Genomic DNA, 21,527 nt, shown 5'->3' with positions numbered 1-21,527 from the left:
GTTACCTTTTTGCTTGGCAGGATACGGAAAAATGTGATACATTTTTCCTAACGATCGAGGGACAGGCCCTCGATCCGCGGCCTGCGGCCGCAAGCACCGGGAAGACGGACGATGACAGGGTCGAACGGAGCGGCTTCCAGAGGGCGTACCAGGCGCGAAAAGGTCGCTCACATCCGCTTTTCCGAGGACGAGTTCTCGGCGGTCGAGGCGGTTGCGAGCCGCACCGGCCTGTCTGTTTCCGCCTTCGTCCGCTCGCTTGCCCTGGAGGGCGCGGGCGAAAAACCCTTCCTGAGCCCTGCCGATAGGGCAATCATCCAGCTGCTCGGTCAGGACATGCGCGCCGTCGGCAACAACCTCAACCAGGTCGCACGTGCCCTTAACACCGGTCGGTCGGTCGAACGCGCCGATCTTGTCGCAGCGGTCGGTGACGCCCGGGCGATCGCGACAACTGTCGCGGCCGAACTGGCGATGATGACGAGGAACGCTGCCACCGCTCGCCGTGGTGAGGCCGGCTGATGGAATTTTTTCTCGGAGCCTTCGAACGCGATTGGGAGCGCCGCCGCGCGGCACTCTTGCACGAGCTCCAGATGGGGCAGACGTCGGAGTTCGACTGGGACTGGCGGAAAAGGGGAGGGGCATCGCGCCTGCCGGAAGCGTCTGTTGATGGTGGCAGGCGCCGCGCCGGGCGGGCGGGCTTGCGGGCCGGCAAGGGGGTGGGTCGGCCGATGCGTAGCCGCTTCGAGGCGCTGGCGCGTGGCAGCCAGCCTGCCGTGGTCAAGCTCGCCTCTTATGGCGGCGGCGGTCGCGTTGGCGCCATGATCAGCTATGCTGCCCGCGAAGGGCAACTCGCTGTCGAGAACGAGCGCGGTGAGCGCATTTCTGGAAAGGATGGACTGACAGGCCTGCGCGGCGAATGGGAACACCTGTTCGACAATCGCGCCGACAGCCGGGACGTCGCCGTCTTCAACGTCACGATTGGGCATGTGTCGTTCGATGGTCGAGATCGTGATGCGGTTGCTCGCGAGATCCTGCAGACGGGGTTCGGCGACCGCCGCTTCGTCTTTGCCGTCGATGAGCGGGCAGGGGATGAACTTACCGTGCGGGGCGTCGTCGTGCTGCGCGACCGGTCCGGCGAGCGGCTGACGGGTGACCGCAAAGCCGCCGAGATAGTCCAGCAACGGTTCGAGGACAGCGAATTCGGAAGTGGCGTGGACGCACATTTCCGGTTCCACGGCTACGGCAACGGCGTGCGCTTCGCTACGGCGCGCGTGCGCGACCTCGTTGAGCGGTTTGACCGCGAGGTTCGCGACGAAACGGGCCGACTGATCAGCACGTCGGAGGACGCGGGCGATCTCGTCCAGAAGGACTGGCGTCATGAGATGCACAGCCGCAAGGGCAGGGACGTCATGCACCTGATCGTCTCGGCCCGTGCCGGCACCGACCTGGCCGCTTTCCAGGATGCCGTCCGGGACTTTTTGGGTGAGCAGTTCGCGGGGCACCGCTATGTCTTCGCCGTTCACGACCCGTCCGACGATCCCAAGGAAATAGCCGAGGGCGGTAAGCGGCCGCACATCCACGCCCATGCGATCGTCACCATGCGCTCCGAGACCTGCGAACGCATCGTCACCAGCCCGCAGGTCTTTCGGGAGTGGCGGGCGCTTATGGCGGAGAAGGCGCGCGAGCATGGCATCGACATGGAACTGACCGACCGGCGGGATCAGGCAAGCCCGCCTGCCTACACGCGCAACCAGGTGCGCCCGGTCAGCTACGTTGGACGGACCGAGCATGAGGGCACTAGCGAGGCCGCGCAGAGCCGTTACGATGCCAAGCGCGAGAACACTGAGATGTCGGCCACACCCCGACACAGCCGGTCCTATGTGGCCGCGGCCATCCATACATGGCGTGAACTTGCCGCCGACATCGAGGATAAAGAACTCGCAAACTACGCGGCGCTACAGATCAACCGTATCAAGATTGCTTCGCAAAAGATCGGGCAGCATGCGGAAACGGGGCTTTTGGCTACCCATGCGCCAAGCAATATGGTAATGTTGAAAACCCTCACAGAAATCGAGGAGGCCACCATGCAACAGATGACACGCCCCGAATTCGAGGCCTATGAGAAGCGCGTCGAGGCGGTGCTTGGCAGCGTCGAGGCGAGCATCGAGCCGTCAGAGCGGCAGGACTATGACGAGATTGCCGCAGCCGCACGCGATGTCGTCAGCATCCGCCGGGAGTATCTGGAACTGAGGGAACGCGAAACGCAAATGCCGGCCGACGGGCGGCCGGAGACCGACAACGAGGCCTGGGACCACGCGGTTGTACGCCATGGCGAGCAGGGGACCGATCGCGGCAACGACACAAGGCTCGAAGTCGAGATGGCCCGGGAGGCAATCGACCGAGCCGTGGACGATGGGCGGGATACCAACAACGCTGACGCTCAACTTCGTGCTGAGCTCGAGCAGGCGGCGCAACTGGCAATCGCCGGCAACAGCTGGATCCGGGAGATCGCCGAGACGGACGCCCGGGTCGAAGGCGAACAAGTCATTAGTGCGCGTAAGGGGTACAGCGAGCCGATGATCGGTCGCACGATATTGGACAAGGGAGATGGCCCGACTGTCCCTCCAGCGAACGTCGCGCCAGGATCGGCAGATTCGGAAGCCGAGCGCCGGGGTGAAATGAGAGTTGCAGAGCGGGAACGCATGCACGTCGACAGCCTGACCCAGGATGACCAGGCGCCAGTGGTTGATGAGACGAGTGCATCGAGAGCGCGAGATGGCGTCGAGCGAACGACCCGCTCTGCCGGACGCGAGGTTACGCCATCCGATCCTCCGCAACAGCACGTTCCACGCCTACAGGAGTTGGAGCGCGAAATCGCGGAACGGCAGGAAAGGGAGCGTGACGACCGCGAGCGTTAGGTCCGATGAAGCACGAAAACTGGGCATACAAGTACGGGCCTCCACCGGATGATCTGCCGGAGAAGGATCATGGCTGGCCTCAGTCCTGGTTAATGCTCGCCTTCGTTATTGTAGGCCCACTGATCTATTTCGGGCCTGAATTGCGGACGATCGAGGCTTGGTTGGTCGCTACTTACAGTACCGTCGAAGCTTGGATTTTGCCGTTCAAGGATTGGTTAATCGGCTAGCCAACGCAGTGCAGATTCGTGCCGGCGAACGTGCTGTGTTGAACCTACTCAGGGGCTGCGATTTGACTATATGTGCGCAGCGGACCAGCGAAAACTAGAGATATCAATCGTCACAGAGTCTAAAATGATATCAATCACTAAGTTGCATAAGCTATGTTATGCAACAAGGTGTTGTAGCAGCTATATAGAGATGCGATAGTTGAGCAAGTTAGCGGTGCGACAATCCCCGACTTTCACGCCTCTGGATCTAGCTAACTTCTCGGCCGCTCTCATGTCACCCGGAGATATTCGGAAAGCGGGCGCGAATGAACACTGCATTCCTGTTAATGGCGCAATATGCCGGTAAGGCGATAATCCCAATCGATGACGTTTGCCGAGACTACTTTTTTCACCTGACGCCCACCAAGTTGGTACGAAAAATCTCTAGGGGGGAGATTGCCCTTCCGCTCGTGCGGATCGAGGACAGTCAGAAATGCGCGAAGGGTGTTCATCTAGCCGACCTGGCCAAATACCTGGAACTCCGTGCCGAAGCAGCCAGGAGAGAGATGAGAGGTCTGACTGAGTAAGCAAGAAGCACCAACGCGCACAGGTTCATTGCGAGACGTTGGGAGTATCACTCACGGCAAAGACTTTGTGTACCGCCCATCCCGGGCGAGCCGCGCTTTCCAGCGCTCTGGCGAGGCCGAAGCGAATCGAGCCCGCCAGTTCGTAGCGGTACTGCATTTGGTACAGCACAACGTCAAAAGCGATTGGCAAGATAGGCTTTTGATTCTTAGTCCGTCCCATCTGATGTTGGACGGAAAAAATCGGAAAATGCTTTGTACAACTGCCCAGGGTGGACGATGCTTCAGTGACCTCAGGTCACGATGCCTCCCTCGAAGCGACAGAAGTATGTCGTCCGGTCCGTCGTGCCGGCGTCGGCCGGAATTCCCCGCAGCGTTACAACGACGATGCTGCTATCGGGTTTCGCCATGATCGTGCCCTTGATGGGCGTATCGGGATGGTCGTCCGGAATGAGTGTAAACGCTGTTTCGCCGTTGACGGTTTCGCCGAGCGTGACGGTGCCGGAATCGTAGTCTCCCTCCGCCCCGTAGGTGGGCTCCATTCGCGTCTTCGACAGGAGCAGGTAGAACGAGCCCGCGCTCGGATCGTTTTCGGGAAGCCAGCCCCACAGCGACATCTCCGCCTTTTCCTTCGAGGGTTTCACGCGGGCGACGAGGTCGTGGCAGTCCTGTTCGGATTTCGGCCCGCCCGGTTCAGGAAACCAGAGATAGGCACCGATCGGTGAGTCATCGGCACTAAGAGCTGCCGGAAGCGCGAAGAAATAACCGGACGCCACGGCAAGGATTGCAGCGAGGGCGTGCCGCGGTTTCATCGGCTCCCCGGCAATCAGGGCTGTTCGCCCGCGCGATAATAGACGGTAGCAGCTGCGGTTGGATCGCGCGGTAGCGCGAACACCTCGTACGTCGCCTTTGGATCATCTCCCATGCCAGGCGAACCAAGCGGCATGCCGGGGACCGCAAGGCCACCGATGTCCGGTCGTTCTGCGAGCAGCTTTGCGACGGCCTCCGGCGGAACGTGACCTTCGAGGAAGTAGCCGCCGATCTCGGCGGAATGGCACCCTTCCATCGCAGCAGGCACGCCAGCCCTTTTCCTGATCGGAGAGAGGTCGTCCATGTCGACGGTGGTCACGGAATAGCCTGCCTTGCGCATCGCTTCCGCCCATCCGTGGCAGCAGTCGCACCACGAATTCTTGTAGACGGTCATCGCCTGTCCGGTGCCGTGGACCACGCCCGGTACAAGGAACGCGAGCGACAACGGGAGAGCACTCAGGAAGGTTCTTCTTTTCATCTGTTGTCTCCCGTCGCGGAGTGATGTCATCCAACAATACTACGCCTTTCCATTCGGTCCGGCGAGGTCACCGCCCCTTCCAACCTAGCAGCCGCATCGCATTCGCCGTGACGAGCACGGTCGCGCCCGTGTCCGCCAGAATCGCGGGCCACAGTCCGGAGCTCTCCGGCGAGAGCGGCGGCGGCTCGGTGCTCCGCCATCAACTCGGGCGGGATCATTTTCACCACAGCCAGAATGCCGAGCGGTACGATTATCGCATCGTCGAGATACCCCAGGACGGGAATGAAATCCGGGATCAGGTCTATCGGCGACAGGGCATATCCCGCAATGCACAGCGCCAGCGCCTTCGCATACCAAGGAGTGCGAGGGTCTCGAGCGGCAAGGTAGACGGCATGCACATCACGCTTGATCGTGCGCGCCCAGCGTTTCAGCCTGTCGAGCATCGAATGATCCTACCTGCGAACAGGCTGCCCGCAATTGACATCCAGAACGAGGGCAACCCTTGCAGTCGATGCACTGTACCCCTCAGACCATGTTCGCCGCGACCGCGATACGTCGTCTCATTTCAGAGATGCTGGCCTTCAAGCCAACGAAAATGGCTTCACCAATCAGGAAATGGCCAATGTTCAGCTCGACGACTTCCGGTATGGCGGCAACGTCGGACACATTTTCAAACGTCAGCCCGTGGCCCGCGTGGCATTCGATGTTGTAAATCCGCGTGGTCGCCGCAGCTCGAACCAGCCGGTCGAGTTCCGCGCGGTGTGATTGGCCGTCAGTCCCCGCGTAGCTTCCCGTATGGAGCTCGACCACCGGTGCCTTCAGCTTGAATTTCGTCGGGATCGATGAACAACGACACGCGAATTCCCGCATCATTCAGCCTCGCAATGACCGGCTCCAGCGTCCTGCGGTGGCCGGCAGCATCGAGGCCGCCCTCGGTCGTGACCTCCTCGCGCCGCTCCGGCACGAGGCATACCGCGTGCGGAAGCGCAGCCAAGGCGATGGCAACCATCTCCTCGGTGGCTGCCATCTCCAGGTTGATCGGAGCGCTTATCACGGCCCCGAGGCGACGCAGATCGTCTTCTCTGATATGTCGCCGATCCTCACGCAGGTGCAAGGTGATGCCATCCGCTCCTGCTTCCAGAGCCAGCACCGCAGCGGCGACGGGGTCAGGATGGCTACCGCCGCGCGCGTTGCGGATCGTGGCGACGTGGTCGATGTTGACGCCAAGACGTATCTGTCTCACGCGACGATTCCTTTTTTAGAACGAGAACGATGTTCCGCGATCTTGGCGGCCATCCTGATGGCGGAGATGAGGCTGCCCGGATCCGCGACCCCACGTCCGGCGATGTCCAGAGCTGTCCCGTGGTCCGGCGACGTGCGCACGAATGGCAAGCCCATGGTGATGTTCACTCCTCCATCGACGTCCAGTGTCTTCAGCGGGATCAATGCCTGGTCGTGATACATGCAGATTGCCGCGTCGTAAGTTTGGCGGGCACGCGACGTGAACATCGTGTCAGGTGGATATGGTCCCGAGGCATCGATTCCTTCCCGCTTTAGAATTTCGATTGCCGGGGCGATTGTCTCGATTTCCTCGCGGCCCATGCTGCCGCCCTCGCCGGCATGCGGATTGAGCCCGGCGATCGCCAGACGTGGATTCGGGATTCCGAAGTCCCGGCTCAATCCCGAGGCGGTGGCCCGCGCGACGTCCACTATTCTCTGCTTGGATATTTCGCTCACGGCCGCGGCCAGCGCCTCATGTATCGAGACCGGGACGACCTTCAATTCCTCGCTGGCGAGCATCATGACTGCGCGAAAACCGGCGCCGCTAAGTTCCTCGAGAAATTCCGTGTGTCCTGGAAACGGAAAACCGCTTTCGTACAGAACCGACTTCTGAATCGGGTTCGTCACGAGAGCGGATGCCTGGCCTGTTACAGTCAGCTCGACGGCGAGACGGATAGCGTCAATTACCGAGTCGGCATTGCGGGAATCGGGTTGACCCAACCGGATTGGCGCCACGAGCTGGACGGGCATGACGGGCAGCGCTTCCCTGAATGCCTCGCGCGCCTCTGTGGGATGCGAGATGACTGTTATGGGAACACGCAAAGACAGTGCCTGCCCCAGTTCGGAGACGTGAGTGGGATCATGCAGGAGATAAAAGGCGCAATCGGTTTCCCGAAGACGCAACCATGCGCCAAGCGTGATCTCGGCGCCTATTCCCGCGGGTTCGCCCATGGTCACGACAATGGATTGCCCGGCCTTCCTCATCTGGTTTTTTGCTCCAAGCTCAAAGGGCGGCGCGGTGCGATTCCGTTCTGCTCTTTGCTCACCGAGAAAATCGCAGCACGCCGGCAACATGCACAGCAAGAAACTCCTCGATCGCAACCACAAGAACCGCTGTGTCGACGTCTCGGGTGCGCTGACACGGGTTAGCGTGTAGACCGCAACCCGGCCAGAGTAACCGCGACGAGCCGGTGGACCGCGGCCTTGGATGGCAGGCTGCTGGCTGCCGTAACGGCGTGGAGGCAATAGGTCGCAAGCTCGTCAGGCGCGACGTCATCCCGGAGGTCGCCCGTCGCTGCGCCCTCGGCCAGCAGATCGCGGATGAGCTGGTGGAGATGATGCCGCGCCTTGACGACGTGTTCGCCTCGATGCAGGCCTGCCCCGAGTTCGGTGCCCTGGTGCTCGTGAGAAATGAACGCGTAGGCCTCAAGTACCGCTTCTAGCCCCTCACCAGCGTTGCCAGCGTGGTCCCGGATTGCAATGAGATGTTCGAGGTGACCTGCAACCTGACGTTCGTGCCAGGCGGCGAGGATCGCTTCGACGTCCGGGAAGTATTTGTACAGCGTCGCGCGACCTATTCCAGTCTCCTCGGCGATTTTCGCCATCGTCACTGACAGCAACCCATGCTTGGCCACCAACGCAGCGGTGGCGTCCAGGGTCGCGTCGCGCACCGCGCGGCGGTGCGCATCGATGGTTTCGTTCCATAGCTTCGGCACCGCCCCAATATACGTGACGTAGCAGCGATGTCGAGATACGAGACATTTGGACTTGATATCGACATTCTGTCTCGATAAAGCTTTCATAGTCATGAAAACTCGACGCTGCTCGCGACGGAGGGAACGCACATGGCCGACCCGCCTCCCTACCCCGGCGCACCCCGCTGGGTGAAAATTTCGGGGATCATCGCGATCATCCTGGTCCTGCTGGTTATCGCTGCGCTCTTCACCGGCGTCGGCGGACCACACGGCCCCGGTCGGCACATGCCGTCCTCGAGCGTTTCAGAGCCTAGCATGCAACAGCCATGATCATGACACCCGGCCTTCGCAAGATCGCGCTCACCGTGCATGTCGCTTCATCGGTCGGCTCGCTTGGCGCGGTAGCTGGCTTTCTCGCTCTTGCGGTCGCCGGCTTGACCAGCAAGGATTTGCAGATAGTGCACGCCGCCTATCCGGCGATGGAGCTGACCGCCTGGTTCGTCATCGTACCGCTGGTCCTGGCCTCTCTGCTAACCGGGATTGTCCAGTCGCTAGGCACTCCGTGGGGGCTGTTCCGGCACTATTGGGTCTTAGCGAAACTTCTGCTGAACATCCTCGTCACCATCGTGCTGCTGCTTCAGCTGGAGCTAATTGGCTATCTAGCTGACGTCTCTCCAGAGACGATATTATCCAGCGCGGACCTTCGGGGGCTGAGGATGTCACCTGTGATCCACGCCACGGGAGGGTTGCTTGTATTGCTCGTGCCTGTGGCGCTGTCGCTGTACAAGCCGCGGGGCTTGACCCGGTACGGGTGGCGCAAGCAGCATGAGGGCCCGACGGCTCCGCAGCGCTAGCCGCAGTCGCTCCTTCTACACCGGCGGCCCGCAGTATCGGAACAAAGTTTTCGCGCTTCCGTTACGCAGCATGTCATGCGTTGAACTCTGGGTTCTTCGGCGGGCGAAGGCAGCCATTCTTATCTGCTTCGCTGTAGGTTTGCTCCTGTCCGGAGCGCAACCCGCAAACGCGCTGAACCGCGATCATCCTCCCGGCACGGTATTGCAATTGCCGCAGACGATTGCGCAGGGAAGCGAGGCGGGTGCCACTGACCCATGCATAAATACCGGCCATCGCGTCGCACATTGCTGTTCGGCGCTCCATTGCATGGCCGGCTTCGCAGCTGTCCCGGCGACTCTGCCGAGTCCCGCACTGGAATCTCCTGTCCGCATCGAAACGGCCGGTCTGCCCAGTTCTCGGATCCCTGACCGGTTGGACCGACCGCCAAAACCATAAGCGGATTCATGTCACGAGCCGGCGCCGAGGCGAGACTTTGGCGCCGCGCGTCATAGTTCAAGCAATCAGGAGACAAATCATGACCAAAACCAAAATCGCGATCGCCACGGCATTGCTGCTTTCGGGTTTCGCCTCGGCGGCGTTCCCTCAGCAATCCTCCGACCAGCCTATGGATGTGGCTGCAACGCCCTTGCCGGCGCAATGCCGTCAGGCTGATGGCGCATCAGCCGGGCACACCATGCCGGGAATGGCCGGCATTGACATGTCGGGCATGGATGAAGCGCACAAGGCCAACATGGCAGCGATGATGAAGATGCATCCTGCCATGATGCAAGGCATGATGGCCAAAGACCCCGATGTCGCCTTCGCTTGCGGGATGATTGCGCATCACCAGGGTGCGATCGACATGGCCGAAGTCGAGCTGAAGTACGGCGACAATGCCGAAGCCAAGAAGATGGCTCAGACGATCATCGACGCCCAGACCAAGGAAATCGGCGAGTTCAAGCAGTGGCTTGAGGCTAATGCAAAGTGATCGTGAGGAGGCGTCGCAGGGCGCTCCCCGACTCGAACAAAGGACACCCCTCAATGCATCACCTTAGCCCCGAAATGAAAAGCTGCATCGACGAATGCCTGCGCTGTTACTCGGTATGCCTATCAACCTCGATGGGACACTGCCTGGAACTGGGCGGCCAGCACACCGAAAAACAACACTTCACATTGATGATGGCGTGCGCCGAAATCTGCCGGACATCGGCGCATTTCATGCTCATCGGCTCCGAGCACCACAAGCATACTTGTGGCGAATGCGCCGAGATCTGCAACGAATGTGCGGATGATTGCGAGCGCTTTGGCGACATGCAGGAATGTGTCGAGGCCTGCCGTCGCTGCGCAGAGAGCTGCCGGAAAATGGCGGCCTAGAAAGCCTCATCTGAGGGCGCCCGGTTCCGCCCGCGCGCCCTCGTTACTGCGATTGTCATTTGAAGAACACGAACTTGACCAAGGCAGCGATCACCAGCACGACCAGAGCCGGGAGGATGAAGCCTGCCACGCCCATGCCCCACATGCCGCCGGACATCATCTGATCCATCATTTTTCGCTCCTATTGCACGGCCAGTTTCAGCCGAGCGTCTTCTCTTGGCTCCTCGATCACACTCCGGCTCGGCAACCACCAGCCCTTGACGATGCCGTAGACGGCCGGGATCACGACAAGCGTCAGGATCGTTGAAGAAATCATGCCGCCGATCATGGGGACGGCTATCCGCTGCATGACCTCCGATCCGGTGCCCGTGCTCCACAGGATAGGCAGCAAGCCCGCCATGATGGCGACGACTGTCATCATCTTCGGGCGCACGCGCTCGACGGCGCCGAACATGATCGCCTCGTTGAGATCCAACTTGGTCAAACTCCGCTTCTCGGCCGCACATCTGGCCCTCGCTTCGCTCCACGCGTTGTCGAGATAGATCAGCATGATGACCCCGGTTTCGGCGGCCACGCCGGCGAGCGCAATGAAGCCCACCGCGACCGCGACCGACATGTTGAAGCCCAGCCACCACATCATCCAAATGCCGCCGACGATCGCGAATGGCAGCGACAGCATGACGATCAGCGTCTCCGTCAGCGCACGGAAATTGAGGTAGAGCAGCAGCAAGATGAGCGCGAGCGTCAGCGGCACGACGATCTTCAGCCGCGCCTTGGCACGTTCGAGATATTCGAACTGCCCGCTCCAGGCGACCGAATAACCGGGCGGCAGTTTTACCTCGGCGGCGACCGCAGCTTGAGCCTCGCTGACATAGCCGCCGAGATCGCGGCCGGCAAGATCGACGAAGATGTAGACGGCGAGCTGTCCGTTCTCGGTACGGATCGAGGTCGCGCCGCGCGTGAGTTCAACCTTGGCGACCTCGCCCAGCGGCACGAAGCCGCCGCCGGGCAACGCGATCTGCACGTCGCGGGCAATCGCGCCGGGATCGCTTCTGAGCGCCCGCGGATAGCGGATTGCGACGCCATAGCGCTCGCGGCCCTCGACCGTGGACGTAATGACCTTTGCGCCGAGCGCCATGGAGATCACGTCCTGCACGTCGCCGATCGACAGGCCGTAGCGGCCGAGGGCGGTTCGGTCGGGCACGATGTCGAGATAGTAACCGCCGATCACCCGCTCGGCGTAGGCACTCGACGTGCCGGGCACGGCCCTGAGAACGGCCTCGATCTGGCGCGCGACATTTTCCATTTGAGCGAGATCGGTGCCGTAGACCTTGACCCCCACGGGCGTGCGTATGCCCGTCGACAGCATGTCGATGCGGGCGCGGATCGGCATCGTCCAGGCATTCGACACGCCCGGAAACTGCAGCGCGGCGTCCATCTCGGTTTTCAGGCTTTCCGACGTGACTCCCCGCCGCCATTGGGATTTCGGTTTCAAGTTGATGATCGTTTCGAACATCTCGGTCGGCGCGGGGTCGGTCGCGGTCTGTGCGCGGCCTGCCTTGCCGAAGACAGACTCTACTTCCGGGAACGACCTTATGATCCGGTCCTGCATTTGCATCAGTTCCGCGGCTTTCGTGACGGACAGCCCTGGCAGCGTCGTCGGCATGTACATCAGCGTTCCCTCGTCGAGATTCGGCATGAACTCGCTGCCAAGCTGGCGCGCTGGCCAAACCGTGACAGCTAAGGCTGCGATTGCGAGCAGGATCGTGAAGGTCTTCGCCTTCAGCACCCCGGCGATAACGGGCCGATAGAGGCCGATAAGCAGCCTGTTGAGCGGGTTTCTGTGCTCCGGCACGATGCGGCCGCGCACGAGCATCACCATCAAGGCAGGCACCAGTGTCACCGAGAGCAGCGCCGCCGCCGCCATGGCGAAGGTTTTGGTGAAGGCGAGCGGACCGAACAGACGGCCTTCCTGGCTTTCAAGCGTGAATATCGGCAGGAACGAGACCGTGATGATGAGCAGGCTGAAGAACAGCGCTGGCCCGACCTCGGCTGCAGCCTTGATCAAAACCTCGATGCGGGGCTTGCCCGGAGGCGCCCGTTCCAGGTGCTTGTGCGCGTTCTCGATCATGACGATCGCCGCGTCGATCATCGCCCCGATGGCGATAGCGATGCCGCCGAGGCTCATGATGTTGGAGCCGAGGCCAAGCAGCTTCATAGCGGCGAAAGCCATCAGGATGCCGACGGGCAGCATGATTATGGCGACCAGTGCGCTCCTCACATGAAGCAGAAACACGATGGTGACGAGGGCTACAACGATGCTCTCCTCGATCAGCGTCGACTTCAGGGTTTCGATAGCCGCCTCGATGAGCTTTGAACGATCGTAGACGGGCACGATCTCGGTGCCTTCGGGCAGGCTCCTTTCGATCTCAGCGAGTCTCTCCTTGGCGTTCTCGATGACGGTCAGCGCATTCGCGCCGACCCGCTGCAACACGATGCCGCTCGCGACCTCGCCCTCGCCGTTCAGTTCAGCGATGCCGCGGCGCTCGTCAGGCACAATCTCGACCTTGGCGACGTCGCCGAGCCTGAGCGGCACGCCGCTGACCGACTTGAGCACGATGCTCTCGATGTCGGACACACTCTTCAGATAGCCGCGACCCCGCACCATGAACTCGAATTCGGAAATTTCGACCGTGCGGCCACCCGTGTCCATGTTACTGGTGCGGACCGCTTCGCCTATTTCCGAAAGCGTCACGCCCTGGGCGCGCATCCGCGACGGATCGACCACTATCGAGTACTGCTTCACGAAACCGCCGACGCTTGCAACCTCGGACACGCCTTCCGCCTTCGAAACTGCGAAGCGCACGACCCAGTCCTGCAGGGACCGGAGTTCCGCGAGGGACAACTCCTTGGCGACGACCGCGTACTGGTAAACCCAGCCGACGCCTGTCGCGTCCGGTCCGAGCGCCGGGGAAACGCCGTCGGGCAGACGGCTGGCGGCCGCGTTCAGATATTCGAGCACCCGGCTCCGCGCCCAATAGGGATCGGTGCCGTCCTCGAAGATCACGTAGACGAAGGATACGCCGAAGAAGGAGAAACCGCGCACCACCTTCGACCGTGGCACGGTCAGCATAGAGGTCGTCAGCGGATAGGTGACCTGGTCCTCGACGACCTGCGGGGCCTGGCCCGGATAATCGGTGAACACGATGACCTGGACGTCGGAGAGGTCCGGTATGGCATCCAGCGGCAGGGTCTTGACCGCATAGACCCCCGCGGCAGCGGCAAGTCCGGTCGCGAAGAATACGAGGATCAGATTTCGGGCCGACCAGGCAATGAGCTTTGCGATCATGGCTGCGCCTCCGCAGGCGTCAGCGCGCTGAGCGCGGCCTTCAGGTTGCTTTCGGCGTCGATCAGGAAGTTAGCCGAGACAACGACCTTTTCACCTTCGGCAAGGCCCTCCATGATCTCGGCCATACCGTCGCCTCGCATGCCGATCTTCACGTCGCGCGGCTCAAAGCTGCCTTCGCCTTTGTCGACGATCACAACCTGGCGGTCCCCCGTGTCGATGACGGCGCTATCGGGCACGGCCACGACAGGATCAGTGCCGCCCGTCGCGATCTCCACCTCGGCATACATGTTGGCAAGCAGCAGCCCGTCGGGGTTGGGGAGTTCGATGCGAATCCTCGCGGTGCGGGTCTGTCCCTGGATTTCAGGGTAGATCAGACCGACCTTGCCTTCGAACACCTTGCCCGGAAGGCTGCGGATGCGGACGGTCGCCTTGTCCCCGATGCGAACCGAACTCAACTCTTATTCCGGCACGTCCGCCATGACCCAGAGGGTCGAGACATCGGCGATGCGGAACAGAATTTCACCCGCCTCCGCCATCATGCCGTCGACGGCCATGCGCTCGAGAACAACGCCGCTGCGGGGCGCCATCAGCGTAACCGAGATCGGCACCTTCTTCGTCTTCTCGATCTCAGCAATCGCTTCCGCAGGAACGCCGAGATTTTCAAGACGCTGCAGGCTTCCTGCCGCCGCGTTGGCGCCTGACCCGCCTTTCAGGTCGGCGGCATAGAGAGCACCTGCCTGGGCGATTTCTCTGGCGTAAAACCGGACGAGCGGGCGACCTTTCTCGATGGCCTCTCCGGTCGTAATGTTCGCCACTTCCTCGAGGAAAGCCTCGGTGCGAGTCGAGACGACGCTGACGCGGCGCTCGTCCAGCGTGACTGTGCCGGGAACCCGGACCGGACGTTTGATCGCGCCTCTGGTGGCCAGCGCTGTCTTCACGCCTGTCCGTTGCAGCTTTCCTGCCGAGACCTTGACGGTCGACCCGTCATCCGCTTCGCCTTCGAAGACGGGAATGTAGTCCATCCCCATGGAATCCTTCTTCGGCACAGGAGACGTGTCCGGCAGGCCCATGGGATTGCGGTAGTAGAGAATCTTCCGGCCGCTCGGCCCCGTCGCTTCACCGCCGCCTGCTTTGACCTCAGGGCGAACCTCGAAACTAACGTCTTCGCTCGCCAGGATCGCGACGAAATCCCGGCCGTCCTCGGTGCGCTTCGGCATCGACGAATAGGCTGGATCTCCATCGGGATGGCGGTAGTAAATGATGGGACCAAAGGGAACCGGATCGGCAGTCGTCGTCATCGGTTCCGCGCTGAGCGGGCGCTCGATGTTCGTCTCGATCATTTGCACGACGTCCGAGACGGACAGATCGTGCTGTCCGGCCGAGTATCCGCCTGCGGCCGCCCCGGCCGCCAATACGGCAAGCGTCAGCAATGAGCCGAACCTTTTCATTGGACGGCCTTGAATTCCAGGCGGCCCTCGACCGTTTCGGTCTCGCCCTGGACCTTCGCCGCGATGGAGAAGCGCCAGCCTCCAGCCATCATGAAGTTGGTCTTGAAGCGATAGATGCCGGGCTCCTCGGATGGCAGCGCCTCGATAGACGCAGTCATCGCCTCCATTCCGTCCGGAGCCATGTCCATTCTGGTGGCGAATACGACGGCGTTATTCACCGGAGCGCCTGTCCTCTTGTCGAGGAGCCTGACCGCGACGACGGCACCGTTTCCTTCCTTGATCTCGTTCTTAACGAGCTGGAATTCGTAGTCCTCTTGCGCTGCTTTGGCCGCCTGAAAAGCTACGAGGAAGGACGCGAGCGCCAGCATTGCGGCGCATGGGAAAAATTTCGATTTCATGATCAATGTTTCCGACTGACATTGTTCCGCGCTTGCGCACGGCGGGGGCATGACAAACGCCATGCGAACGGCCCGCGCAGTATTCGCCCGCACGGGTTCCGGCGCTAAACGCGCCTATTTGCCAGTCAGACTTTGGGAGGTCTCGGGGGCGGTTCCCCGACGAGCGAGGGCAGGATCACGTCTCTGCCGTTCAGGAAATCGTCTCCGACCGGCGCAGGGAGAAGGAAGGAGAGCGTTTCGGGAAGCGGGGCGGTGACCACCCCCAACACGCACAAAACGGCCAGCGGGCAATCCTTGCCGCAGTCCGGCACCATTGGCTTGCCGTCGGGGCAGCATGGCATGTCGTCCGGCATCGACAAACCCGACCCGGCGACAGAAGCACCCGAAGGCGAAGCTCCCAAAGGTGCAAAGGCCAGGCCAAACACGACCAGCAGCAACAGCATCCTTCCGAAGCCGAACGAATTCGTCATTAGTCACACTTTGGCATAGGCAGCCATCGCGCGATAGTGTTTCCGGGATTTATGACCTTCTTGTGAAACCGCGCACGACGCGGCCCCCCCTGCCGAAACAGAGATTCGATTCGAATATCCGTGCGATAGATGATAGTGTCGTTTTCGATCCTCGGGAGGAGGAGATGCGCGCCATTGCATTTCTTGCCGGCGTGATGGTGGCTACGCCCTCAATGGCGGAGCAAGTGGTATTTTACACTGCCAATTTTCCAGATGCCACGTCGGTCCAGCTCAGCGTCCTGAACAATAGTGTCTCGCAAGATAGCGATTATGACTTTGAAGTCGCTATTGGCTTGGCCGAGACGGACGCGACCGGCGCTGTAAGATATGAAGACACCGGAAAGCATCGTGCACGCGTTCGCTGTAATTATCCCGCATACGTGAGTGTGGGCGCGCGGAAGTATCCCATGGCTATTCCTCTGAGCCGCTCCGCACACGATGACTGGAAAGAAAGCCTCTGGATAACATTCTGCGCGGCTCCCTCATCGTGACGCTCGTGCCCGCGGTATTGCCCGATCAGACCGCGGCCGCGGGTTGATTTCAACCCGCGGCTCCATTCCCGGATCACTTGATACCAGTGACCGTGATGCGTCCGTTGACGCGGTCGGCTGTAAACTCGATCGCTTGACCCGCTTTGACTTTCTCGAGCATGGCGTCCTCCGCGACGACAAACACCATCGTCATCGCGGGCATATCGAGATTCTCCAGCGGCTCATGTTTGATCGTCAGCTTCTTCTGCTTGGCGTCGATTTTGACGACTTCGCCTTTCACGTATTCCTGTGCGAGCGCGCTCCCGCCGATGGCGAGCGCGAGCACCAGGGTCGAGAGTGCCTTTACCAATGGTTTCATGGCTGCTTCCTTTGCGGTTTGGAGGGTTAGTGGGCGACGCTGATATCGCCTTTCATGCCGGAATCGTAATGACCCGGAATCAGGCAGGCGAAACCGAATTCGCCGGCATTGGCGAAGGTCCAGACGATCTCGCCTCCGGCGCCCGGCGCCAGCCGAATGGAATTGGGGTCGGCATGCTCCATCTCGGGGAACTTCTCCATCAGCGCCTTGTGCTCCATGATCCCTTCATGGACGTCCATGACGAACTCGTGGTCGACCTCGCCCTTATTGATGAACTTCAGACGAACGGTTTCGCCCTGCTTCACCTTGAGCACAGCCGGTTGGAACATCATCTTGCCGTCGTCGCTCTCCGACATCGTGATGTTGACGGTTCGCTTTGCCTTGCCCGCCTTTCCAGGCTTGCCGATTGCCATCGTGGCGGTTTCGTCTCCATGGCCTCCGGCGTGGGTTCCAGTGGCAAGAGCTGTTCCGGAACTGACCGCCATCAAAACGGCCGCTGCTAATATGCGTTTCATTCTGCACATTCTCTCTTTTGTTGAGGTTGGGGGTTTCGGTTTCTCATCCCTGTTTTCCGTGGCCGCCGTGCTCTCTTTGCGGAGCCATCGTTTTTGCGTCGCCTGATTTCGCTGGAGCGGGAACATCCCCGGTCCACTCGTAGGCCACGGTTCCTTCCGGGTGCTGGTACCAACCAGGATCGGCGTAGTCGTTCGCGGACAGGCCTTCGCGCACCTTCACGACCGAGAACATCCCGCCCATTTCGATAGCGCCGAACTGCCCCCAGCCGGTCATCATCGGGACCGTGTTGTCAGGAAGCGGCATCTCCATCTCGCCCATGTCGGCCATGCCGCGGTCACCCATCGCCATATATTCGGGCTGGACCCGGCGGATCTTGTCGGTGACCTTCGAGTTGTCGACGCCGATGAACGTGGGCACGTCGTGACCCATGGCGTTCATGGTGTGATGCGACTTGTGGCAATGGATCGCCCAGTCACCTTCGTATTTGGCGTCGAACTCGTACGCCCGCATGGCGCCGACGGGGATGTCGATCGATACCTCCGGCCACCGCGCCTCCGGGCGGACCCAGCCGCCGTCGGTGCAGGTCACCTCGAAGTCGTAACCATGCATGTGGATCGGATGGTTGGTCATCGTCAGGTTGCCCACCCGGACCCTGACGCGGTCGTTCTTCGCCACTGGAAGATGGCTGATCCCCGGAAAGATGCGGCTGTTCCAGGCCCAAAGATTGAAGTCCGTCATCTCCATGATGCGCGGGACGTACGACCCCGGCTCGATGTCGAAAGCATTCAGCAGGAACACGAAATCGCGGTCCACCCGCATGAACTTCGGGTCCTTCGGATGAATGACGAAGAAACCCATCATGCCCATGGCCATCTGGACCATCTCGTCGGCGTGCGGGTGGTACATGAAGGTACCGCTCTTCACGAGGTCGAACTCGTAGACGAATGTCTTGCCGGGCGGGATTCCGGGCTGTGTAAGGCCGGTCACACCATCCATGCCGTTTGGCAGGATCATGCCGTGCCAGTGGATGGTGGTGTGCTCGGGAAGCTTGTTGGTCACGAAGATGCGGACACGGTCGCCTTCGACTGCCTCGATCGTCGGACCGGGGGACTGACCGTTGTAGCCCCACAGATACGCGGTCGAGCCCGGTGCCAGTTCCCGCTCGACGGGCTCGGCGACGAGGTGGAATTCCTTCACGCCGCTGTTCATGCGATGCGGAAGGGTCCAACCATTGAGAGTGACCACCGGCTGGTAGTCAGGCCCGCTCGTCGGGAAGATCGGCGGCTGCATATCCGGTGACTCCATGACGGCCGCATCCGGCAAGCCCATCGCCGAGGTTTTGGTCCATGCCGTGGCGCCGGCGAGCAGGGCTCCCGCGCCTAGCAACTGACGTCTTGAAAGCATTTTCTTCTCCTTAGAGTTTAGTGGCCTTCGGCGCCTGCTTCGGCTGCGGCAGGTACTTCGCCGCCTGCGGGCGAGCTCCCGCCACCGCCATGAATGGCGGTTCCGAGGTTGACGTCGGCCAGCCAGAAATTGCGCTTGGCATTGAGGGAAAGCATGATCGCGCTGATTTTCGCGCGGGTGTCCGCGAGTAGCTCGAACGTGTTGGTGATCATGCCGTTGTAGGTGAGGACCGACTCCGCCTCGATCTTTGTTCGCAGCGGCACGACACTGTTCCGATAGTGCCGAGCGATGTCGTAGGTCGAACGGTAAGCGTCATAGGCAGACCTCGCCTCGGATCGGATGTTGACCGCCTTTTCCGCCATCCGGTTTGCAGCCTGCATGTAGGCAAGCTCGGCCTTGCGCATCCGCGCCTTCCCGGTGTCAAAGATCGGGATGACGAACTCGACTTCCAGGATGGGTGAAGTGCTCGTCTCGGTTCCGCCTTCCTCCGATTCCTCGCGTTCCACCTCCACGCCGGTGAGCAGCTCGAGGTCGGTGACGTAGCGGGTCGCCTCGGTCAGACCGTAGGATTTCGCCAGCGCCTCCAGCTCAAGCTTTGCGATCTCAAGGTCGACGCGGTTTCTAAGCGCCTCGGCCTCGATGGCGCGCCTGGCCTTGGCACCTTTCGGCAACCCTGGGAGTGCGTTCGGGACCGAATAATCAACGTCTGGCCCCCAAAGACCCATGAGGCGGGTGAGCTCTTCCTTGGCGGTCCGGGCCGCAAGACGCGCCTCCGCCGCCTGGCCGACGATCTCGGCGTAGAAAACATGTTCGCGGGCCTGGCCGGTCTTTGTGAAAGCGCCTGTCTCGCCAAGTTTTTGAGCGAGTTCCGAAGCAGCATCCGCGGCGGCTTGCGCCTGATTCAAATAGGAAACGCTTTCCCAGGCCGATACCGCATTGATCCAGGCCCGCCGCGTATCGGCGGCGAGTCGTAGCGTTTCTTCGGCAGCGCGGAGTTGGGCCTGACGGAAGCGCGCATCCGCAACAGCGACGCGCCGTTCACGGGTCGCCAGCGCAAGGATGTTGCTGACCACCGCCCCTTCGATCGTTTTCACTGGATCGACACCAATCATGCCGACCGAGATCGTAGGATTGACGAGCATCCCTTCTTGCCAGACATCGGCCGCCGACAGGCCGATCTCGGCATACGCGGCCTGCAGGCCCTTGTTGTTGAGCAGAGCGACCTGCACCGCAAGGTCCGGACCGATCGTCTTCCCCTGGACGAGACTTTTCACGCGCTCTGAGACCCCCCTCGCCTCCTCGCTGGACTGCACCCACACCGTTTTCTTGCCGGTTACGGATTCGGCGCGGGCCTCGACTGTCGTGAAGCCGGCCATCGGGTCGGAAATACCCTCAAGGGCCCCGTTGGTCGCGCATCCGGCAGCGATCAGCGGGATGGCTACGACCCCAGCCATGGTCAGGAACCGGCGCTTCATGATCCGGCTCCCGGCTTCGAAGGGGAGCGCTCCTCATTGAGACGCCGCCAATTCTGCGGATCGACGGGCTCCCGGTGGTGATAGTCGACGATGACCGAGTGATAGTGCGTATCGCGGATGCCCATCACCGGATCGGCCGCATTGAAGGCCGGAAGGATGTCCGGCGGCGTGGTTGCCGCGCATCCGGCAACGAACAGCGATGCGAGGACCGCGAGATTTGCGATTTTCATTGTGGACCTGAAGCTTGACGTATGCGTTTGGCCGCGCCGGAACGGATTCCGGACGCTGCGCGCGAACGCCCCAGAGAGGCGCGTCAGCTCAGGGGTCTGGGAGGTCTTATATGGGCGGTGTACTCGCCGCCTGCCGAAACTTCGGCAACGACGGCCGCAAAGCAGCGCGAGACAACGCGCTCTAGGTCGGGACAATCGACCGGCACGGCATTGGCCGGCGCGCAATGGACTTCGCAGCTTTTCTCGCTGGAATTGGTACCGTGATCGTGCCCTGACATATCCACGTCGTCGGCAGCGGCGCCGTGGTCGTGACCACCCATCTCGTGGGAGTGGTCTTCGGCAGGGAGATCCATCCCCGCGTCGCTGTGGAAACCCGAGGCACTGGCCGTGGCAAACAAACCGGGCTGAAGAGCCGACATGACCAGGAACACGATCGCCAGCACTGCTCGGAGCGGTATGTTTCCCAAAATCGAGATTCGACCAAGCTTCCTCATCGTGCCCTTGGGACAATTGTTCGCTTGATTTGTCAAGGCGGATCGCGGTGAGTTTGTTGCAGTGCAACCAAAAGTGAACGGAGCTGCGCGTTTATCGCTGAATCGTCACTTACATCAGGTTCAGAACCGCTCCGGCGACAGCCAGGTAGCGCGCAACCTTCGCGACGGCAACAATCGCGACGAAGCTCCATAGAGGCTCGCGCAACATCCCCGCGACCACGGTCAGCGGATCGCCGATGATCGGGGCCCAGCTCAACAGGAGGGACCATCGTCCATAGCGGCGATACCAACCCGCGGCGCGGTCGAGCGCCGTGGGACGGGCAGGAAACCAAGACCTGTCGCGAAAGCGTTCGACCCCTCGACCAAGAGCCCAGTTCACCATCGAACCAAGGATGTTTCCTATGCTGGCGACAAGAACCAGCATTGCCGGCGAGAAGGAACCCGTCGCTAGGAGCCCTGCAAGGGCGGCCTCCGACTGCGCCGGAAGGATGGTCGCCGCGGCGAAGGCCGCAGCAAACAGACCGCCGTAAGCAGCAAAGAGGTCCATCTATGTTTCGCCTTGCCGAGCGGGCTTCAGGATTGAACATTGATTTGGACCATCAGTCCGCCTCGGCCCTTCTCCTCGACGTTGTCGTTGGTCGTGTGATGCCCGATATGGGAGTGTATGAGCCGGCGGTAC

General features: G+C 61.3%; 24 protein-coding genes and 2 pseudogenes. 8 read left to right on the top strand and 18 right to left on the bottom strand.

Translation table 11 applies throughout. The annotated features are described in order from the left end of the window. Positions 1-111 precede the first annotated feature (111 nt). From mobC to ABLE71_RS22395, 4 genes are all read left to right on the top strand, one after another. Complete coding sequence (gene mobC, locus ABLE71_RS22410; protein ID WP_348785704.1) at positions 112-516, top strand: plasmid mobilization relaxosome protein MobC; 405 nt, start codon at positions 112-114, stop codon at positions 514-516. Beyond that, positions 516-2,915 carry a hypothetical protein gene (locus ABLE71_RS22405; RefSeq protein ID WP_348785703.1) on the top strand — a complete coding sequence of 800 codons (2,400 nt, stop codon included), beginning with the start codon at positions 516-518 and terminating at the stop codon, positions 2,913-2,915. The genes mobC and ABLE71_RS22405 overlap by 1 nt, the downstream gene beginning before the upstream one ends. Before the next feature lie 5 nt (positions 2,916-2,920). Further along, positions 2,921-3,142 (top strand): hypothetical protein, encoded by a 222-nt coding sequence (locus ABLE71_RS22400; protein WP_348785702.1) that lies wholly within the window; start codon positions 2,921-2,923, stop codon positions 3,140-3,142. Between the two features lie 305 nt (positions 3,143-3,447). Continuing rightward, positions 3,448-3,708 carry a pyocin activator PrtN family protein gene (locus ABLE71_RS22395; RefSeq protein WP_348785701.1) on the top strand — a complete coding sequence of 87 codons (261 nt, stop codon included), beginning with the start codon at positions 3,448-3,450 and terminating at the stop codon, positions 3,706-3,708. A 290-nt stretch (positions 3,709-3,998) separates the two neighbouring features. Here ABLE71_RS22395 and ABLE71_RS22390 read toward each other — a convergent pair whose 3' ends face one another. From ABLE71_RS22390 to ABLE71_RS22365, 6 genes and pseudogenes are all read right to left on the bottom strand, one after another. Continuing rightward, positions 3,999-4,517, bottom strand: a complete 519-nt coding sequence (locus tag ABLE71_RS22390) for a hypothetical protein (protein ID WP_348785700.1) — start codon at positions 4,515-4,517, stop codon at positions 3,999-4,001. A gap of 14 nt (positions 4,518-4,531) precedes the next feature. After that, entirely contained in the window at positions 4,532-4,993 is a 462-nt protein-coding gene (locus ABLE71_RS22385) for a DUF411 domain-containing protein (RefSeq protein ID WP_348785699.1), read from the bottom strand. Between the two features lie 26 nt (positions 4,994-5,019). Beyond that, positions 5,020-5,436 carry a YkvA family protein gene (locus ABLE71_RS22380; RefSeq protein ID WP_348785698.1) on the bottom strand — a complete coding sequence of 139 codons (417 nt, stop codon included), beginning with the start codon at positions 5,434-5,436 and terminating at the stop codon, positions 5,020-5,022. Positions 5,437-5,518: 82 nt separating this feature from the next. Continuing rightward, positions 5,519-6,236: pseudogene (locus tag ABLE71_RS22375) on the bottom strand (pyridoxine 5'-phosphate synthase). Next, the gene (gene pdxA, locus ABLE71_RS22370) at positions 6,233-7,348 is read right to left on the bottom strand and encodes a 4-hydroxythreonine-4-phosphate dehydrogenase PdxA (RefSeq protein WP_348785848.1); all 1,116 of its coding nucleotides are present in this window, start codon (positions 7,346-7,348) and stop codon (positions 6,233-6,235) included. Before pdxA ends, ABLE71_RS22375 begins: the two are co-directional and overlap by 4 nt. A gap of 71 nt (positions 7,349-7,419) precedes the next feature. Next, entirely contained in the window at positions 7,420-8,082 is a 663-nt protein-coding gene (locus ABLE71_RS22365; RefSeq protein WP_348785697.1) for a TetR/AcrR family transcriptional regulator, read from the bottom strand. Between the two features lie 212 nt (positions 8,083-8,294). Between ABLE71_RS22365 and ABLE71_RS22360 the strand changes: the two genes are divergently transcribed. After that, positions 8,295-8,822: a hypothetical protein gene (locus ABLE71_RS22360; protein WP_348785696.1), complete on the top strand. Its 528-nt coding sequence runs from the start codon at positions 8,295-8,297 to the stop codon at positions 8,820-8,822. A 73-nt stretch (positions 8,823-8,895) separates the two neighbouring features. Here ABLE71_RS22360 and ABLE71_RS22355 read toward each other — a convergent pair whose 3' ends face one another. Further along, positions 8,896-9,108, bottom strand: a complete 213-nt coding sequence (locus ABLE71_RS22355) for a hypothetical protein (RefSeq protein WP_348785695.1) — start codon at positions 9,106-9,108, stop codon at positions 8,896-8,898. A gap of 226 nt (positions 9,109-9,334) precedes the next feature. On the opposite strand from ABLE71_RS22355, the gene ABLE71_RS22350 reads away from it, so the two are divergent. Together ABLE71_RS22350 and ABLE71_RS22345 are read left to right on the top strand one after the other, a co-directional pair. Then, positions 9,335-9,790, top strand: coding sequence for a DUF305 domain-containing protein (locus tag ABLE71_RS22350; protein WP_348785847.1), 456 nt, complete (start codon positions 9,335-9,337; stop codon positions 9,788-9,790). A 53-nt stretch (positions 9,791-9,843) separates the two neighbouring features. Further along, a complete protein-coding gene (locus tag ABLE71_RS22345; protein ID WP_348785694.1) occupies positions 9,844-10,176 on the top strand; it encodes a four-helix bundle copper-binding protein in 333 nt (110 codons plus the stop codon). Between the two features lie 181 nt (positions 10,177-10,357). On the opposite strand, the gene ABLE71_RS22340 is transcribed toward ABLE71_RS22345, so the two are convergent. The 4 genes and pseudogenes from ABLE71_RS22340 to ABLE71_RS22325 all read right to left on the bottom strand — a co-directional run bounded on the left by ABLE71_RS22340 (position 10,358) and on the right by ABLE71_RS22325 (position 15,841). After that, positions 10,358-13,525 (bottom strand): CusA/CzcA family heavy metal efflux RND transporter, encoded by a 3,168-nt coding sequence (locus tag ABLE71_RS22340; RefSeq protein WP_348785693.1) that lies wholly within the window; start codon positions 13,523-13,525, stop codon positions 10,358-10,360. Further along, positions 13,522-14,973: pseudogene (locus tag ABLE71_RS22335) on the bottom strand (efflux RND transporter periplasmic adaptor subunit). Before ABLE71_RS22335 ends, ABLE71_RS22340 begins: the two are co-directional and overlap by 4 nt. Beyond that, positions 14,970-15,371 carry a FixH family protein gene (locus tag ABLE71_RS22330; RefSeq protein ID WP_348785692.1) on the bottom strand — a complete coding sequence of 134 codons (402 nt, stop codon included), beginning with the start codon at positions 15,369-15,371 and terminating at the stop codon, positions 14,970-14,972. Before ABLE71_RS22330 ends, ABLE71_RS22335 begins: the two are co-directional and overlap by 4 nt. Positions 15,372-15,496: 125 nt before the next feature. Further along, entirely contained in the window at positions 15,497-15,841 is a 345-nt protein-coding gene (locus ABLE71_RS22325; RefSeq protein WP_348785691.1) for a hypothetical protein, read from the bottom strand. Positions 15,842-16,005: 164 nt separating this feature from the next. On the opposite strand from ABLE71_RS22325, the gene ABLE71_RS22320 reads away from it, so the two are divergent. Continuing rightward, positions 16,006-16,371 carry a hypothetical protein gene (locus tag ABLE71_RS22320; RefSeq protein WP_348785690.1) on the top strand — a complete coding sequence of 122 codons (366 nt, stop codon included), beginning with the start codon at positions 16,006-16,008 and terminating at the stop codon, positions 16,369-16,371. A 73-nt stretch (positions 16,372-16,444) separates the two neighbouring features. Here the strand turns inward: ABLE71_RS22320 and ABLE71_RS22315 are convergent, their stop codons facing one another. The 7 genes from ABLE71_RS22315 to ABLE71_RS22285 form a co-directional block, all read right to left on the bottom strand. Beyond that, entirely contained in the window at positions 16,445-16,729 is a 285-nt protein-coding gene (locus ABLE71_RS22315) for a copper-binding protein (protein ID WP_348785689.1), read from the bottom strand. Positions 16,730-16,755: 26 nt separating this feature from the next. Next, the gene (locus ABLE71_RS22310) at positions 16,756-17,244 is read right to left on the bottom strand and encodes a cupredoxin family protein (protein ID WP_348785688.1); all 489 of its coding nucleotides are present in this window, start codon (positions 17,242-17,244) and stop codon (positions 16,756-16,758) included. Positions 17,245-17,287: 43 nt separating this feature from the next. After that, positions 17,288-18,649: a copper oxidase gene (locus ABLE71_RS22305; protein WP_348785687.1), complete on the bottom strand. Its 1,362-nt coding sequence runs from the start codon at positions 18,647-18,649 to the stop codon at positions 17,288-17,290. Positions 18,650-18,666: 17 nt separating this feature from the next. Beyond that, positions 18,667-20,124: a TolC family protein gene (locus ABLE71_RS22300; RefSeq protein ID WP_348785686.1), complete on the bottom strand. Its 1,458-nt coding sequence runs from the start codon at positions 20,122-20,124 to the stop codon at positions 18,667-18,669. After that, a complete protein-coding gene (locus tag ABLE71_RS22295; RefSeq protein ID WP_348785685.1) occupies positions 20,121-20,354 on the bottom strand; it encodes a hypothetical protein in 234 nt (77 codons plus the stop codon). Before ABLE71_RS22295 ends, ABLE71_RS22300 begins: the two co-directional genes overlap by 4 nt. Before the next feature lie 83 nt (positions 20,355-20,437). Next, positions 20,438-20,797, bottom strand: a complete 360-nt coding sequence (locus ABLE71_RS22290) for a hypothetical protein (RefSeq protein WP_348785684.1) — start codon at positions 20,795-20,797, stop codon at positions 20,438-20,440. 160 nt (positions 20,798-20,957) lie between these two features. After that, positions 20,958-21,395: a YqaA family protein gene (locus ABLE71_RS22285; RefSeq protein WP_348785683.1), complete on the bottom strand. Its 438-nt coding sequence runs from the start codon at positions 21,393-21,395 to the stop codon at positions 20,958-20,960. Between the last annotated feature and the right edge of the window lie 132 nt (positions 21,396-21,527).

This window comes from Mesorhizobium sp. KR9-304 (assembly GCF_040049215.1).
GTDB lineage: Bacteria > Pseudomonadota > Alphaproteobacteria > Rhizobiales > Rhizobiaceae > Mesorhizobium_K.
The sequence above is the reverse complement of the archived record's forward strand: the minus strand, read 5'-3'. Positions and strand labels throughout refer to the sequence as shown.